This is a genomic window from Erwinia persicina, assembly GCF_019844095.1.
GTDB lineage: Bacteria > Pseudomonadota > Gammaproteobacteria > Enterobacterales > Enterobacteriaceae > Erwinia > Erwinia persicina.
On sequence record NZ_CP082141.1, the window covers coordinates 3,732,266 to 3,748,786 of the forward strand.

Below are 16,521 nucleotides of genomic sequence, written 5' to 3' on the forward strand. Positions count from 1 at the left end.
GGTTCCATGAGTAAGTCTGAAAACCTGTACGCTCAGGCGCAGCAGTTAATTCCCGGTGGCGTAAACTCACCGGTGCGAGCCTTTAACGGCGTTGGCGGCGTGCCGCTGTTTATCGAACGTGCTGACGGTGCCCTGCTGTACGATGTGGATGGCAAAGCCTACATCGACTATGTCGGCTCGTGGGGCCCGATGGTGCTGGGCCATAATCATCCCGCCATCCGTCACGCGGTGATTGAAGCGGCCGAGCGCGGCCTGAGCTTCGGTGCACCGACGGAGATGGAAGTCAAAATGGCGGCGCTGGTGACCGAACTGGTCCCCACCATGGATACCGTTCGTATGGTCAACTCCGGCACCGAAGCCACCATGAGCGCGATTCGCCTGGCGAGAGGTTTCACCCATCGCGACAAAATTATTAAGTTTGAAGGCTGCTACCACGGCCACGCTGACTGCCTGCTGGTCAAGGCAGGGTCAGGCGCACTGACGCTGGGCCAGCCAAACTCCCCGGGCGTTCCGGCCGATTTTGCTAAACACACCCTCACCTGCACCTACAACGATCTCACGACGGTACGCGCCGCCTTTGAGCAGTACCCGGAAGAGATCGCCTGTATCATCGTGGAGCCGGTTGCGGGCAACATGAACTGCATCCCGCCGCTGCCATCGTTCCTGCCTGGCCTGCGTGCGCTGTGCGACGAGTTTGGCGCCCTGCTGATTATCGATGAAGTCATGACCGGCTTCCGCGTGGCGCTCGCTGGCGCTCAGGCTCACTATGGCGTTAAGCCCGATCTGACCTGCCTCGGTAAAATCATCGGCGGCGGGATGCCGGTCGGTGCCTTTGGTGGCCGCCGCGAAGTGATGGACGCGCTCTCCCCTACCGGGCCGGTCTATCAGGCCGGTACGCTGTCCGGCAATCCGATTGCGATGGCGGCCGGCTTTGCCTGTCTGACCGAAGTGGCCCGCCCGGGCACGCATGAGGCGCTGACGCGTCTGACCACGCAGCTGGCCGACGGCCTGCTGGCAGCGGCAAAAGCGGAAAAAATTCCCTTCGTGGTTAACCATGTTGGCGGCATGTTCGGGCTGTTCTTTACCGATGCGGAAAGCGTCACCTGCTATGCGGATGTGACGAAGTGCGACGTGGAGCGCTTCAAGCGTTTCTTCCATCTGATGCTGGAAGAGGGTGTCTATCTGGCACCCTCGGCCTTTGAAGCGGGCTTTATGTCACTGGCGCACAGCCCGGAAGATATTCAGCGCACGATTGATGCCGCACGCCGCAGCTTTGCAAAGCTGTAAAGCGGAATAACGGGCCGGGCAAAAACGTTGCCCGGCCCGGCCTTGCCGTAAATCACCCGCAGGGTCGGCCTTTTCCGGTCGGCCCTTTTTTACACCTTGCGCAGCAGATAGACAAAGTACGGCGCGCCGATAAAGGTCGCCAGCAGCCCAGCCGGGATCTGATCCGGGAAAGCCAGCATCCTTCCACACCAGTCAGCCGCCACCATCACTCCGCCTCCCAGCAGCGCGGCCATCACCTGCTGCGGTAAGGCCCGGCGGAAACCGAGCATCCGTGCAATATGCGGCGCCATCAGCCCGACAAAGCTCAGTGGGCCGATAGTCAGCGTCGCCGCAGCGGTCAGCACGGCGGCCAGCAGCAGCAGCGCCAGCCGCGAGGGCGTCAGCGCGATCCCGACCGCCCGGGCGGTCGCGCCACCCAGCGGCAGTATGGTCAGCCAGCGGCGACACAGCGGCACCAGCGCCAGCAGAACCCCCATGATGATCAGCGTGCGCTTCGCCTGCAGGACGTCAATGTTATAGGTTGACCCGGAAATCCACGTCAGCAGATTCGCCATACGCGGATCGCCGCTGGCCAGCAGCAGCATCATCAGCGTGGTAAAGGCGGTACTCAGAGCCATCCCTGCCAGTAGCATCCGCTCTGGGGAGAAACCGCCACGCCCGGCGGCCACCGAGATCACCAGCAGGGTCAGCGCGGCGCCCAGGCTGCCCGCAGGCAGCAGCCAGCCAAAGGCATCGCCCGGCACGATAAACAGCATCACCACCACGCCAAAGGCCGCACCGGAGCTGATCCCCAGCACTTCAGGGCTGGCCATCGGATTACCGGTCAGCCGCTGTACAACACAGCCCGCGACGCCCAGCATCATTCCGGTCGCCATCGCTGCCACCATCCGCGGCCAGCGCCACGGTAACAGCTGCTGCCACAGTTCACCGCTGGCCCACACCCAGCCATGCGCATCGCGGCCAAAGCTTAACGCCACCGCCATCAGCAGCAGCAGGACGCCGCCACCGATCGCCGCCCACCACAGCAGGTTCTGCCGCTCGGAAGGCACACGATCTCCCTGATCCATCGCCGGTGGAACAGAGCCGGTTCGCAGGCGTGGCAGCAGCCACAACAGCAGCGGCGCACCGATGACGGCGGTCACCGTCCCGGTGGAGATCTCACCCATATGGGGAGTCAGCCACAGCACCGTCTGATCCGCCAGCCACAACAGCAGTGCGCCGATGATCGGGGCCAGCATCAGACGGCTGATCAAACGACGGAAGCCCAGCATCTTCGCCAGCAGCGGCGAAAACAGCCCGACAAAACCGATAATACCCACCGCATTGACCAGCGAGGCGCTGATTAAAATCGCCAGTGCCAGCACGCCGATGCGCGCCAGCGAAAGGGCCAGGCCCAGATTCTTTGCCACACCATCGTCCAGGCCCATCAGGGTCATCGGACGCAGCAGCAGCAGGGTCAGCAACAGCCCCACCAACAGACGCGGCCAGAGGAACGCCACGTTACTCCAGTCCATCTGATTCAGCGAACCGCTGCTCCACAGAAACATATTCTGCAGCTGATCGTGATTGAAGATGGCGAAGATCTGGTTCACCGCACCGCAGTACAGCGACACCACCAGCCCTGCCAGTATCAGTGTGACTGGCGACATGCGTTTACCCCAGGCGACGCCAAAGACGACGATCCCTACCAGCACCGCTCCCGTCATGGCTGCCAGTTGCTGCGTAACCATGCCACCCGCGACGCCCCAAAGCGTAACCACGGTCAACCCCAGCTGGGCCCCGCTGGCCACGCCCAGGGTCGCCGGTTCGGCCAGCGGATTGCGCAGCACCTGTTGAAACAGCAGACCGACCAGCCCCAGCCCCGCCCCTGCCAGCAGTGACAGCGTCAGGCGCGGCATCAGGCTGTAGTGAAACACCATCTGTTCAATACGATTGTTATCCGGGGTCAGGAGCGCCGTCAGCCAGAGTTGATGCGGCAGGCGCTGCTGCAGATTGACCAGTGTCAGGGCCAGTGCCGCAGCAAACAGCACGACAGGCAGCAGGAGCGGCAAACGAGAATGACGCATCATTTCACCTCCAGTGCATGGTCAAGGCTGTCAATCAGCTGCATGGCTGACAGTGTGGCCCCATAGAACCATACCCGGGGCATGGCTTTAAAACGGCCGCTACGGACAAACGGCAGCGATTGCCAGAGCGCCGTCGAGGTGACCTCGTCAACAATCGCCTGATTATCGTGCTCAAAGCCGATGGCATCGACATCGCCCAAATCGGCCAGTCTTTCAATGCCCACAATCACGCTCCCCCAGAAAGTACTTTCTGCTTTCCAGGCGTTTTCCAGCCCCAGATTATCCAGCACTTCCTGGAACAGTCCGTTGGCGGTGAAAACGATCACATGGCGCGGGTCAACAATGGACAGCAACAGCAGTGGGCGCGGCGGACGATGGGCCAGTTTATTTTTCAGTCGTGCCATCTGACTATCCAGATCGGCCAGGTGCGCCACCGCCTGGGGAACCCGGCCAATGTGTTTCGCCAGTACCATCAGCGAGCGACGCGCGCTGGTCAGCGGCTTGCCCGTTCCCCCCTCGTTAAAGGTGAAACCCAGCCCCGGTGCTATACGCATAAAGCGTGACGGATCCGGACCGTACCCCTGGGAATAGAGGATCAGCGTCGGTTTCATCTGGGTAATCAGTTCAAGATTGGGTTCGGTACGCAGCCCGACATCCACCACCGATGCGGGCAGAACAGGCTCACCCACCCACTGCCGATAACCATTCAGTTCGGCAGCCCCTGCAGGGATCACGCCAAGGGCCATCAGCAGCTCCAGCGGTAACCATTCCAGCGCAATAATGCGCTGCTCACCCGAGGCATGGGCCATAAGGGGAAACTGTGCCAGCAGGGGGGAAAAGGCCAGTGCCGTCAGCAGACGGCGACGCAAAATATCCGGCATCACAACATCCCATATTTAATAAACAAAACTCACCGGCGCTCCACCTTGCGGATGCGGCAAAATCCCCATCGGAATACCATAAATCTGTTCCAGCACGCTCCCGGTCATGATCGCCTCCGGCCCGCCCTGGGCAATCATTTCCCCGCCGCGCAGCGCGACCAGATGGTCGCAGTAACGCGCCGCCATATTGATATCGTGCAGCACCGCAATCACCGTCAGGCCGCGTTCACGGCTGAGACGCTGGATCAGCGCCAGCACGTCTACCTGATGGGCGATATCCAGTGCGGAGGTGGGTTCATCCAGCAGCAGGCAGCGGCTGTTTTGCGCCACCAGCATGGCGATCCACGCACGCTGACGTTCTCCCCCGGACAGGCTATCCACCAGCCGCTGGGCAAAAGGTTTCAGCCCGACCAGGGCGATCGCCTCTTCGACCCGCTCCCGATCGTCCACGCCGAAACGGCCCAGCGCGCCGTGCCAGGGGTAGCGCCCCACCGCCACCAGCTCACGTACCGTCATACCTTCCGCCGCAGGCAGTTGCTGTGGCAGATAGGCGACTTCGCGCGCAAATGCCTTGCTCTGCCAGCTGGCCACAGGCCGATCGTTAAGCAGTACCTGCCCTGACGATGCCGCGTGATGGCGCCCCAGCATTTTCAGCAGGGTCGATTTTCCGGAACCATTATGGCCGATCAGGCCACAGACTTTCCCGGCGGGAAAGGCCAGCGACAGCGGCTGTAACAGGGTGCGGCCTGGCACGCTAAAGCTGACACGGTCCAGGCTGAAGGTCGTTTCGGTGGAGTGCTGTTGCATGGTGATCTTCTGATTGGCGGGTGCGGTGAACCGCACCCGGTTAGACATTTAGAAACGGAAGGTGGCCGTGCCGACAATCTGGCGCTCCGCGCCCCAGTAGCAGGCGTGCTCACGGTAGCAGCTGGCAACATAATTACGGTCAAACAGGTTATTAACATTGATGCCAATGGAAGAACCTGGCAGGCCGAACCGCCCCAGATCATATTTCACCGCGGCATCAACCAGCGTATAGCCTGCGACGTCGAAGTTTTGGTCCTGCTTATCGCCGTTGCTGTCCTGATGGCGATACAGCCCCTTGCTTTCACCCACATAGCGCAGCCCGGTTCCCAGCGTCAGGCCGGAGAGTGCCGTCTCATTGAAGGTGTAATCGCCCCACAGGGACGCCATATGCTTAGGCACCTGCACCGGCGTTTTGCCACGCAGATAGTTGTCTTCAGTGTATTCCGCATCGGTATAACTGTAGGACGCCGTCACATTGATGTTGGCATTCACCGCAGCTTTAGCTTCAAACTCGAAACCACGTGAGCGAATTTCCCCGCCCTGTACGCTGAACAGCGGTGCCGCCGGGTCACCCATCAGGTTATTGTTTTTGGTCAACTGGTAAATCGCCCCGGTCAGCACGATCGGGCGATCTTTCGGCACATATTTCACGCCGGCTTCATACTGTTTGGCGCGTGAGGGCGTAAAGGTTTCTCCACCCAGAGTGGTGCCGCTGTTAGGAATAAACGACTCACTGTAGCTGAAATAAGGGGCGATGCCGTTATCGAAGACATAGTTCACCCCACCGCGCCAGGTAAAGGCCTGATCGTGGGTTTTGTTTTCACTGGCGTTGCGATCGAATGCTGACATGGTGAGATAGTCATAGCGCCCGCCCAGGGTTAACACCCAGCGGTCCCACTCCATCTGATCCTGCGCGTAAAGACCGGTCTGTTCCTGCTTGTTCAGGTACTGATACGGGTTATACAACAGGGTTGGCTGATCGTTGCCATACACCGGATTCAATGCATCCAGCGGGGCAGCTGCGCCAAAAATAGCATCGATATCGTTGCGTGAACGCTGATAATCCACGCCCATCAGCAGCGTGTGATCCACCTGACCCGTAGCAAATTTAGCCTGCGCCTGGGTGTCGACGGCAAACTGATTCAGCTTCTCCTGAGAGTGCGCGTAACCTCGATCGATGGTGTTATTGACGGTATTCAGGCCGTTGCCATAAATGCTCAGGTAATGGGTGCGCATCTGGGCGTAACGCAGGTTCTGGCGCACGGTCCAGGTATCATTAAAGGCATGGTCAAAACTGTAGCCGACCATTTTGGTGTTTCGCGAAATCTTGTTGCTGTCTTCGCCTTCATCAAAGTCCCTTGGCAGCTTGTGCTGATTGCCGTTGGCGTCGGTAATCGGGACGACCGTGCCTTCACGCGGCAACCATCCGTAATAGCCGGTTTCCGGTTCATTCTGGAAGTAGCTGAGGAAGGTAAAGTTGGTGTTCTCATCAGGCTGCCAGCTGAAAGAAGGAGCAACGGTATAACGCTTCTCTTTATTCATCTGCTGCTGCGCATCAGCACTGCGTGCCAGGCCTGTCAGGCGATAAGAGAATTCGCCGTTATTATCCAGTGCACCGCCAAAGTCAAAACCTGTTGAAAACAGGTTATCAGTGCCCATCTGGAACTGAACCTCACGTAAAGATTCGGTGGTCGGACGCTTACTCACCATGGATACGATGCCGCCGGGATTACTTTTCCCATACAGCACGGATGTCGGGCCGCGCATCAGCTCAACGCGCTCCAGGAAATAGGGATCAACCGCAAACTCTGAGTAATTGTCACCCTGTAGTTTCAGCCCATTGAGATACTGATTGGTATTTGTCTCACTAAAACCGCGGATGGATAAGGCATCAATCACGTTCGACGCACCGCGGTTACCCACCATCACCCCGGTGGTATAGCCCAGCGCTTCTTTCACTGATAAAGGCTGGTGTGTCTGCATTTCCTGGCTGGTAATGATCGACACTGACTGCGGGTTTTTCTCAATAGGCGTGTCGGTCTTGGTGCCGGTGGCGCTGTATTTTGCCGCAATCGTCGGAGCCGGACCCCAGGCACTTTCCTGCGGTTCGCTGCCGGCGGTGGCAGTGACGTTAATGGTTTGTTCGGCGGCAAAGGCGGTTCCGCTGGTAAGAGACAGAGCGACAAGCACCGCCAGCTGCCGTTTTGCTGTTTTCGCGTGGTTAAAATCAGTGGATAAATCGCGCAGATTGGCCATTTAGCATTTCTCTGAAAAAAGATTGTTGAATGTGAAACGAAACGATAATTATTATTATAACGGCCGGATAATATGCGAAACAAAGCCTGCTCTGCAAGGAAAAATGCCCCGCACAACTGGCCACACAACCCGCACGGGCATTGGCCTGATCGCTTAAAAATGCATGATTTTCGACTGCCGGGAAACGTCATTTCCCGGCAAAAAAAGAGGATGGGTTTTGGCCTGGCAGAAAGAATTAGCGATTAAGCTCCTGTTTTACTTCTTTTAATGCCGTCATAAAGGCGGGCAGGGTTTGCAGGCGGGCAAACTCTACGGCCCCGACGTAGCGTCCCGCATTGACGTCACTCTGCCAGTGCGCACCGCAGATGACCCGGCTCTGGCCAAACTCCCAGGCTCGCCTGGCCAGTTCCTGTGCACGTTCCGGCTTCGCCTCTGCCAGCACCAGCCCGAGCAGGGTTCCATAGGTGGTGTGGCCGGAGGGGTATGAACCATTTTTACGCAGCGCCGCCTCGTCACCGGGCTGGCAGGTATGGTGACCAAAAACGACAAAAGGACGCGTGCGCATATAATATTCTTTCGCACCGTCAGGCGCGTAGGTTCCCCCCATCAACAGCAGGTTCTTTAACATTGCCCAGGTCGCGGGTGTCTGGGCCTCACTCAGCGTCATGCCCAGCGCGGGAGAAAAGGTTTTGGCGATACTGGCCGCGTCCAGTCGCGCATCCTCCGTGGCCTGCTGCCAGCGCGGCGTACCTTTCATTGCGTATCCCGCCTGATAGGCTGCTTTATCAAGCGCAAAGGCGGGATCATTTTTGGCCGGCGGAGGCGGCAGATAATACTGGCTGTTTACCGCACCGGCGGCAGAATGAAACGGCGTAAATCCCTCGCCGGTTTTGGCCTGAGCCGGGATGTTAGCGAGCAGTACGCCCCCCAACAGAAGGCTGGAAAACAGAATGGTGTGTTTCATTTTTAAGATCCTTTTAAATTAATCAGCGCCCTTATCCTTGCTGAGCATTACCGTCAAAAAAGAGATCCGGATCTTATTTTATGGTGCTATCTGGAAATTTAGGGAAATTTAGCATGTAAAATCAAAAGCTTTAACGCCGAAGCTTTAAACGTAATAGTTAATAAATCCCCCTGATTCAGGCGAAAAAAAAGCCGGTTTCCCGGCTTTTTCATTCAGCACTGACCTTACTGGCCGAACATATCCTTGATCCAGCCAGCCACACCGTCAGCATCCTTTTGCTCATTTTGCTGGCCGGGCTGTCCCTGCTGAGTCTGCGGATTTTGCTGATTCTGCTGCTGCAACATCTGTTGTTGCTGCTGAACCTGCTGTTGCTGCTGCTGGCACAACGCATTCGCATCAGTGGTCCACACCGGCAGACTACGCCAGCTGCTGCTGGCGCTGCCGCACACAAAGTTACCGGCGGAGTCCACGTTCATCGGCGAGATATCTTCCGGTGGCGTGAGCATCAGCGGCATCGGGGCCTGATTCTCCAGATAGCGGCGATAGAGCTGCATCGCACCGCTGGCACCGTACAGCTTGGTAGGCTGGTTGTTATCACGACCAATCCAGGTGATCGCCACCTCTTTGCCATCAATACCGGCAAACCAGCTGTCCACCAGGTTGTTAGTGGTCCCGGTTTTACCCGCCAGGTGCGCTTTCGGGAACTTCGCGCCCAGGGCACGTGCGGTGCCGTGATCGGCGACCTGCTGCATGGTATACAGCGTCAGATAAGCCGCCTGCGCCGGAACCGCACGCTCGGCCTGTGGGAAGCTCTGATACAGCACGCTGCCATCTTCGGCAATCACGGAACGCAGTGCCGACAGTGGCGCACGGCTGCCGCCGCTGGCAATGGTCTGGAACGCCTGAGCCACTTCCACCGGGGTCAGGTTCAGCGCACCCAGCAGCATGGCCGGCACCGGGTGAAGCTGATCTTTTGGTACGCCCAGCTTAGTCCAGGTATCGACTACCTGCGGCAGACCCAGCGTCATGCCCAGATTAACCGTCGGTACGTTCATCGAGTTAGTCAGCGCGTCGACAAGCATCACCTGGCCGCTGAAACGGTGGTCATCGTTCTGCGGCTTCCACACCTGCCCGTTCGGCTGCTTCAGCGCGATCGGATTATCCGCAATCCAGGTATTCAGACGGTAGGTATCCGGCTGACTGAGCGCCGTCAGATAGGTCGCCGGTTTGGCCAGCGAGCCAATGGAACGACGCGCCTGCAGCGCGCGGTTGTAACCGGCGAACTGCGGATCGGCACCGCCCACCATCGCGCGGACTTCGCCGCTGAAGCGGTCGACCACCACCATCGCGGTTTCCAGATCGTTAACGCCGCGCTGTTTACGCAGCGCCGGGATGCCCTCTTCTACTGACTTCTCCGCGGCATCCTGTGACACCGAATCCAGCGTGGTGAAGATTTTCACCCCGGAAAGATCCTTCACTTTGTCACCGAGTTTCGCCTGCAGCTCGTTACGCACCATCTGCATAAACGCCGGCTGCGGAGTAATCACGCCCCCTTTTGGCTGCACGCCCAGCGGACGGGCACTCAGCATATCGTAGAGCTCCTGGTCGATAACCTTTTGCTGCTGCAGCAGGCGCAGCACCAGGTTACGACGCTCCAGCGACAGCTTAGGATTACGCCACGGGTTGTACAGGGAGGCACCTTTCACCATCCCCACCAGCAGGGCCTGCTGATCGAGGCTCAGTTCGTCCACCGGACGACCAAAGTAGTACAGGCTGGCCAGCGGGAAACCACGGATCTGATCGTTACCGGCCTGGCCGAGGTACACCTCATTCAGGTACAGCTCCAGAATGCGATCTTTGCTGTAACGTGCATCCATAATCAGCGCCATATAGGCTTCATTAGCCTTACGCCACAGAGAACGCTCGTTGGTCAGGAACAGGTTCTTCACCAGCTGCTGCGTCAGCGTACTGCCACCCTGCACAGCGCGTCCGGCGGTGATGTTGGCGAGGAAGGCACGGCCAATCGAATAGAGGCTGATACCGTCGTGCTGATAGAAATGACGATCTTCCGTCGCCACCAGGGTATCCACCAGCAGGTCAGGGAACCCGGCGCGTGGTACAAACAGCCGCTGTTCACCGTTAGGTGACTGCAGCATGGTGATCAGGCGCGGGTCGAGGCGGAAGAAGCCGAAGCTGCGTCCGTTATCGAGATTTTTAATGTCCGTCAGCTCATCGCCGCTGAAGGTCAGGCGGGCGCGGATCTGCCCCTCTTTGCTGTCCGGGAAATCAAACGGGCGGCGGATCATCTCAATGCTGTTGGCCTGGACGGTAAATTCGCCCGGACGCGTCATACGCGTCACTTCGCGATACTGTGTCCCCTCCAGCAGGGCAATCATCTCTTTTTTATTGTAAGACATGCCGGGCTCAAGGCTGACCATACGGCCGTAGACCGTCGCAGGAAGCTGCCAGACTTTGCCATCAATGCGGCTGCGGATCTGGGAATCAAGGTAGAAACCATAAATGGCCATCACCACTGCGAAGATCAGGAAAAGCTTAAACAGTAAGCCTAACCAGCCTCTTTTCTTGCGCGCAGCGCGTCCTTTTCCTTTACGTGGCATCGAGGTTACCTCTTCTTCATCCTGATCATCATAGTCATCGTATTCTTCTTCCTTACGGCGACCACGCCCCGCTTTATTACGCGCAGGCTGGGGCTGTTTTCCTTTTCGCCCGATAGGTTCGCGATCGTCAGACATGTCTTCTATTTCTCCAGGGGAAGGCGTCGGCCAGACCGACTACTCTCGTTGCACGACGGCAATTGCGGAACCAGAACCTTCTGAAAGCCTCTGGCCGACACGCAGGGGTTGTCGGAAGATGACGCACCGTCATCGCACTGACACCTTACTCCCCCTGCTAAAGCGCGACAGAATACCATTTATTACCGGCAGGCTTAACCTTGATTTTTTTATCGCCCGCCGGCCAGCGCAGAAAAAAACAAGCCTTGTCAGCGGGATACCTAATATCGTTTTTTAAATTGTTACGATTAAAAGTGTTGTCACTTCCCATTTCCCGGGGAAGCAAATCTTTTCACCCGGCTGGTGGGTGCGGTGTTGGCAGGATCGTCCGGCCAGAGGTGTTTGGGATAGCGCCCTTTCATCTCTTTCTGGACTTCCCGATAGGCCCCCGACCAGAAGGCCGCCAGGTCGCGGGTGATCTGCAGGGGACGGTGTGCCGGGGATAACAGCTCCAGCACCAGCGGCACGCGTCCGTTGGCCACGCAGGGGTTTTTCGCCTCACCGTACATCTCCTGCAGACGTACCGCCAGCGCCGGGGGCTTGTCCCGATCGTACTGAATTGGCAGACGGCTGCCGGTGGGCACCACATAGTGGGTGGGCAACAGGCTGTCCAGTTGCTGGCGCTGCGCCCAGGTCAGCCGTTGTAACAGGGCGCTGGTGAGATCAAGCTGACGCAGCCCTTTGCCATCCCGGATGCCCCGCATGGCCGGCAGCAGCCACTGCTCAAGTGCTGCCAGCAGCGCGCTATCCTGCATATCGGGCCACTCCCCTTCCGCCAGCCACTGCGCAGCGCAGCGCAGCCGCACCCGGAGCTGCTCTGCCTGCGGCGTCCAGTTCAGCACCGACAGGCCCTTACTGCGCACCCAGCGCAGCATGGCGGCGTGCAGTTCATCTTCGGCAGGTTTTGCCAGCGGCTGGGATTTCAGCACCAGTTGACCAATCTGCTCCCGTCGCCAGGCGCGCAGCGTGCCTTTTTCTTCATCCCACTCAACTTCCGTCTGCTGCTGTACCAGCCCGGGCCGCTGGCTGATCAGCCTGTCGATATCCAGTGGCAGCGCCTGTAAAATACGTGCGTCGGGTTGCCCACTTCCCTGCAGCAGCGCCGGGGCAATCAGCCACTCATAGCGGGTTAAACCGTCCTCACGATCCAGCGAGGCTCCGCTCCCGTTGGCTAACTGATAGCGTCCGTCTACCCCCCGACGCCGGGCGATACGGTCGGGAAATGCCGCCGCCAGCAGCGGCGCAATCAGATCTTCATCCGGCCGTCCGCCGCTGATGTTCAGTCGCTGTTGCAGCTGACGGGCGCGACGTTGCCACTGCGGCAGACGGCGATGGAAGCTGTCGCGCAGGTCGGCACTGCCGCGTACCGGATCCTCCAGTATTGCCACCAGCTCCGCCGCCGTCGCCACCGCACCGGCATCATTACCGGCGGCCATCAGCAGGGCCGCAAAGCGCGGCTCACTGCCCAGCGCGGCCATTTTACGGCCACCGGTCGTCAGCCTGCCGGTATCGTCCGTCGCACCCAGTTGCAACAGCAGCTGCCGCGCTGCCGCGATCCCGGCAGCGGGCGGCGCATCCAGCCACCGCAGCTGGCCCGCCTCCTGGCAGCCCCACTGCAGGAGATCGAGCCACAGGGAGGCAAGATCGCTGTGGAGGATCTCCGGGTCGCTGTGCGCAGCGGCGCGTTCAGCCTGCTCCTTTGCCAGCAGATGAACACAGATGCCGGGTTCAAGACGCCCGGCGCGTCCGGCACGCTGGGTCATTGATGCCTGGCTGACGCGCTGGGTTTGCAGGCAGGTCACCCCGCTGCGCACATCAAACTGCGCGCTGCGCTCCTGGGCGCTGTCCACCACCAGACGGATACCCTCAATCGTCAGGCTGGTTTCGGCAATATTCGTTGCCAGCACCACTTTACGCCGCCCGGCGGGCGCAGGCAGGATCGCCCGGCGCTGTTCGGCCAGTGTCAGCGCACCGTACAGCGGACAGAGGTCAACATCACCGTCCACCCTTTCCGCAAGCTGCGTTTGCACGCGCTGGATTTCCGCCACACCGGGCAGGAACAGCAGCATTGAACCTGACTCTTCACGCAAAAGCTGACTGGCCTGGCGGGCAACCGCCTCCTCAAAACGCAGGTGGCTTGCCAGCGGCTGATAACGACGCTCCACCGGGAATGAACGTCCCTCTGAACTGATTAAGGGGGCCTGCGGCAGCCAGTCCCGCAGCCGTGAATTATCCAGCGTTGCGGACATAATCAGCACGTTCAGGTCATCACGCAGGCCGCCCTGAACGTCAAGCAACAGCGCCAGCGCCAGGTCTCCCTGCAGGCTGCGCTCGTGGAACTCATCAAGGATCACCAGCGATACGCCATCAAGCATCGGATCCTGCTGCAGCATCCGCGTCAGAATACCTTCGGTGACGACCTCCAGCCGGGTATTTTTGCCGCAGCGGCTTTCGCCGCGCATACGGTAGCCCACGGTTTCGCCGGGTTCCTCACCCAGCAGCTCAGCCAGCCGCTGTGCCACATTGCGTGCGGCCAGCCTGCGGGGTTCGAGCAGCAGGATCCGCCCGTCAAATCCGGCCTGCTGCAGGATCTGTAGCGGGAGCCAGGTGGATTTTCCCGCCCCGGTGGGCGCGGCCAGTAACACCTGCGATGACGTCTGCAATGCCGCTAACAGCTCGGGTAGCACGGCACTGACCGGTAATAAACTCACGTTTTTGCTCCATAACAGCATGGTCTAATTCTTGCGGGCATTGTAGCATCCTCCGGGGCAGATTGACCGGGGGGCCGCAGGTGTTTACCGCCTTGCGTTCCCCGTCATCTGCCTGTCATATCAATGCGCAACGCTACGCAGTCTGTACTGCTGAAGCCGCGTAATTTTCGGGTCACTGCCCGTCGGCGTGTCGTGTGAATAGTGTCACGCCACGCCAGCAGGAGTTAACGGGCGGAAAATGACGATAAGGAATTCCTATGGAGTTTAGTCCCGGACTGCAGTCAGCGACGCTGGTTAAACGCTATAAGCGCTTTCTGGCAGATATTGTCACACCGGAAGGAGAAGCCCTGACCATCCACTGTGCGAACACCGGTGCCATGACCGGTTGCGCCACGCCGGGTGACATCGTGTGGTATTCAACATCGGTCAGTCTGACGCGGAAATATCCGCACAGCTGGGAACTGACGAGAACCCAGGAGGGACACTGGATCTGCGTCAACACCCTGCGCGCTAATGCCCTGGTGCGGGAAGCACTTACCGCCGCGACGATTCCGGAGTTATCCGGATACGATACGCTGTTACCGGAAGTAAAATACGGTAGTGAAAACAGCCGCATTGACTTCCTGTTACAGGCAGATAATCGCAGTAACTGCTATATTGAAGTCAAATCCGTGACGCTGTTACAGCAGGGTAAAGGGTATTTTCCGGATGCGGTGACCGAGCGTGGCCAGAAGCATTTGCGCGAACTGATACAAATAGCGCAATCTGGCCATCGGGCGGTACTGTTCTTCGCCGTTCTGCATTCGGGGATTGAGGACGTTTCCCCGGCGCGTCATATTGATGCACGCTACGCGGAACTACTGGCACAGGCACAACAGAGCGGGGTTGAACTACTCTGCTATAAGGCGCAGTTATCACCGGAGGGGATCCGCCTGCACAGGCCCCTGACGGTGGAGTTGTAAAATGTAGCGCGGTTTGCTTTTATACGGCCACCCAGCGGGCATTAAGTGACTGAGTCAATACAGGAAACTGATGCTGTTGCGGTGCCGGATGAATGAACAGGGCGCGCGCTAAATACGCTTTTCCTCACAGGCTTGTCAAGTCATGTTCAGGAATAATTGCTAACCTTGACCGCTTCTGTTATTTATAGCGGCCTGTTTTTTTCCCCACCGTGGGATCGATACCCGAATATGTCGGGTTGCAGGGTAGCTGCCAACGCCCTGCAGCTTAAAGATGAAGGGTGTAGTGCGTGTTATCCAGGAGAAACAACATGCAAGAAGGGCAAAACCGTAAAACATCGTCCCTGAGTATTCTCGCCATCGCTGGGGTGGAGCCGTACCAAGAGAAGCCAGGCGAAGAGTATATGAACGAAGCCCAGCTGGAGCACTTCAAGAAAATCCTTGAAGCCTGGCGCAACCAGCTTCGGGATGAAGTGGATCGCACTGTTTCGCACATGCAAGATGAAGCCGCTAACTTCCCGGATCCCGCTGACCGCGCCACTCAGGAAGAAGAGTTTAGTCTTGAACTGCGCAACCGCGACCGTGAGCGCAAGCTGATCAAAAAGATCGAGAAGACGCTGAAGAAAGTGCTCGATGACGATTTTGGCTACTGTGAATCCTGTGGCGTTGAAATCGGTATTCGTCGCCTTGAAGCGCGTCCTACTGCTGATCTTTGTATTGACTGCAAAACGCTGGCGGAAATCCGCGAAAAACAAATGGCCGGTTAACGGCGCATTGATTGTGCAGTGGAGCTGGAAACGGCTCCCGTTTCCGCTTCACTGCCGATCTTTTCTATTATGTCATCATCGTATATTGGGCGTTTCGCCCCTTCCCCGTCCGGCGACCTGCATTTTGGTTCTCTAATAGCGGCTTTAGGCAGTTACCTTCAGGCTCGTGCTGAAAAAGGTCTCTGGCGCGTGCGCATTGAAGATATTGATCCCCCTCGTGAAGTCCCCGGCGCCGCCACGCGTATTCTGCATCAGTTAGATCATTACGGCCTGGAATGGGACGGCGAGGTGCTGTGGCAGTCTCAGCGCCACGATGCTTATCGCGCGGTGCTTAATGACCTGCAACAGCAGGGCCTCAGCTACTACTGTACCTGCACCCGCCGCCGCATTCAGCAGGCCGGAGGGCACTATGATGGCCACTGTCGCACGCTGGGCCACGGCCCGGAGCGGGCAGCCGTGCGGCTTAACGTCGATCATCCTGTGACGGCGTTTGAGGATGGCGTGCGCGGCAGGGTCAAGGCTGACCCGCAGCTGGCCCATGAAGATTTTATTATCCACCGCCGTGACGGACTGTTTGCTTATAACCTGGCGGTGGTGGTCGATGATCATTTTCAGGGGATCACCGAGATCGTGCGCGGTGCGGACCTTATCGAACCGACCGTGCGCCAGATGACGCTGTACCATCTGCTTGGCTGGGATATCCCCCGACATCTGCATTTGCCGCTGGTGCTGAATCACGATGGCAACAAACTGTCCAAACAAAATCATGCTCCCGCCCTTCCCGGCGGCGATCCCCGCCCGCCGCTGGTGGAAGCCCTGCGTTTTCTCGGTCAGCCGGTGCCGACAGGCTGGCAGGATCTGACCACTGAAAAGCTGTTACAACAGGCGATCGCTCACTGGGCGTGCGCAAATATTCCAATTAATGATGCAAGGCTGGCGCATACGGCGACTTCGGCATTCTCAAACGGTTCACTCTGAGCTATGATTAGCCGCTGTTTTTACCGACCAGATTTCATTGTCACTATCGAGGT

11 protein-coding genes are annotated in these 16,521 nt (G+C 58.6%); 4 read left to right on the plus strand and 7 right to left on the minus strand.

All coding sequences use genetic code 11. From position 1 onward, the window contains the following. Positions 1-6: 6 nt before the first annotated feature. A complete protein-coding gene (gene hemL / locus K6L24_RS17325; RefSeq protein WP_062747144.1) occupies positions 7-1,287 on the plus strand; it encodes a glutamate-1-semialdehyde 2,1-aminomutase in 1,281 nt (426 codons plus the stop codon). Between the two features lie 89 nt (positions 1,288-1,376). Here hemL and fhuB read toward each other — a convergent pair whose 3' ends face one another. The 7 genes from fhuB to hrpB all read right to left on the minus strand — a co-directional run bounded on the left by fhuB (position 1,377) and on the right by hrpB (position 13,764). After that, positions 1,377-3,353 carry a Fe(3+)-hydroxamate ABC transporter permease FhuB gene (gene fhuB, locus K6L24_RS17330; protein ID WP_191927791.1) on the minus strand — a complete coding sequence of 659 codons (1,977 nt, stop codon included), beginning with the start codon at positions 3,351-3,353 and terminating at the stop codon, positions 1,377-1,379. After that, the gene (gene fhuD, locus K6L24_RS17335) at positions 3,353-4,234 is read right to left on the minus strand and encodes a Fe(3+)-hydroxamate ABC transporter substrate-binding protein FhuD (protein WP_062747146.1); all 882 of its coding nucleotides are present in this window, start codon (positions 4,232-4,234) and stop codon (positions 3,353-3,355) included. Before fhuD ends, fhuB begins: the two co-directional genes overlap by 1 nt. 15 nt (positions 4,235-4,249) lie before the next feature. Further along, a complete protein-coding gene (gene fhuC, locus K6L24_RS17340) occupies positions 4,250-5,041 on the minus strand; it encodes a Fe3+-hydroxamate ABC transporter ATP-binding protein FhuC (protein ID WP_062747148.1) in 792 nt (263 codons plus the stop codon). 48 nt (positions 5,042-5,089) lie between these two features. Then, positions 5,090-7,297, minus strand: coding sequence for a ferrichrome porin FhuA (gene fhuA, locus K6L24_RS17345; RefSeq protein WP_222681676.1), 2,208 nt, complete (start codon positions 7,295-7,297; stop codon positions 5,090-5,092). A 235-nt stretch (positions 7,298-7,532) separates the two neighbouring features. After that, positions 7,533-8,261, minus strand: coding sequence for an acid phosphatase (locus K6L24_RS17350; RefSeq protein ID WP_084344212.1), 729 nt, complete (start codon positions 8,259-8,261; stop codon positions 7,533-7,535). Between the two features lie 224 nt (positions 8,262-8,485). Then, on the minus strand, positions 8,486-11,014 hold the full coding sequence (mrcB, locus tag K6L24_RS17355) for a bifunctional glycosyl transferase/transpeptidase (protein WP_222681677.1): 2,529 nt from the start codon (positions 11,012-11,014) through the stop codon (positions 8,486-8,488). 299 nt (positions 11,015-11,313) lie between these two features. Continuing rightward, the gene (gene hrpB, locus K6L24_RS17360) at positions 11,314-13,764 is read right to left on the minus strand and encodes an ATP-dependent helicase HrpB (protein WP_222681678.1); all 2,451 of its coding nucleotides are present in this window, start codon (positions 13,762-13,764) and stop codon (positions 11,314-11,316) included. A gap of 257 nt (positions 13,765-14,021) precedes the next feature. Between hrpB and sfsA the strand changes: the two genes are divergently transcribed. The 3 genes from sfsA to gluQRS all read left to right on the plus strand — a co-directional run bounded on the left by sfsA (position 14,022) and on the right by gluQRS (position 16,468). Then, positions 14,022-14,726, plus strand: coding sequence for a DNA/RNA nuclease SfsA (sfsA, locus tag K6L24_RS17365; RefSeq protein ID WP_062747158.1), 705 nt, complete (start codon positions 14,022-14,024; stop codon positions 14,724-14,726). 308 nt (positions 14,727-15,034) lie between these two features. Beyond that, on the plus strand, positions 15,035-15,490 hold the full coding sequence (dksA, locus tag K6L24_RS17370; RefSeq protein WP_062747161.1) for an RNA polymerase-binding protein DksA: 456 nt from the start codon (positions 15,035-15,037) through the stop codon (positions 15,488-15,490). Between the two features lie 69 nt (positions 15,491-15,559). Then, a complete protein-coding gene (gluQRS, locus tag K6L24_RS17375; protein ID WP_062747310.1) occupies positions 15,560-16,468 on the plus strand; it encodes a tRNA glutamyl-Q(34) synthetase GluQRS in 909 nt (302 codons plus the stop codon). Positions 16,469-16,521 lie beyond the last annotated feature (53 nt).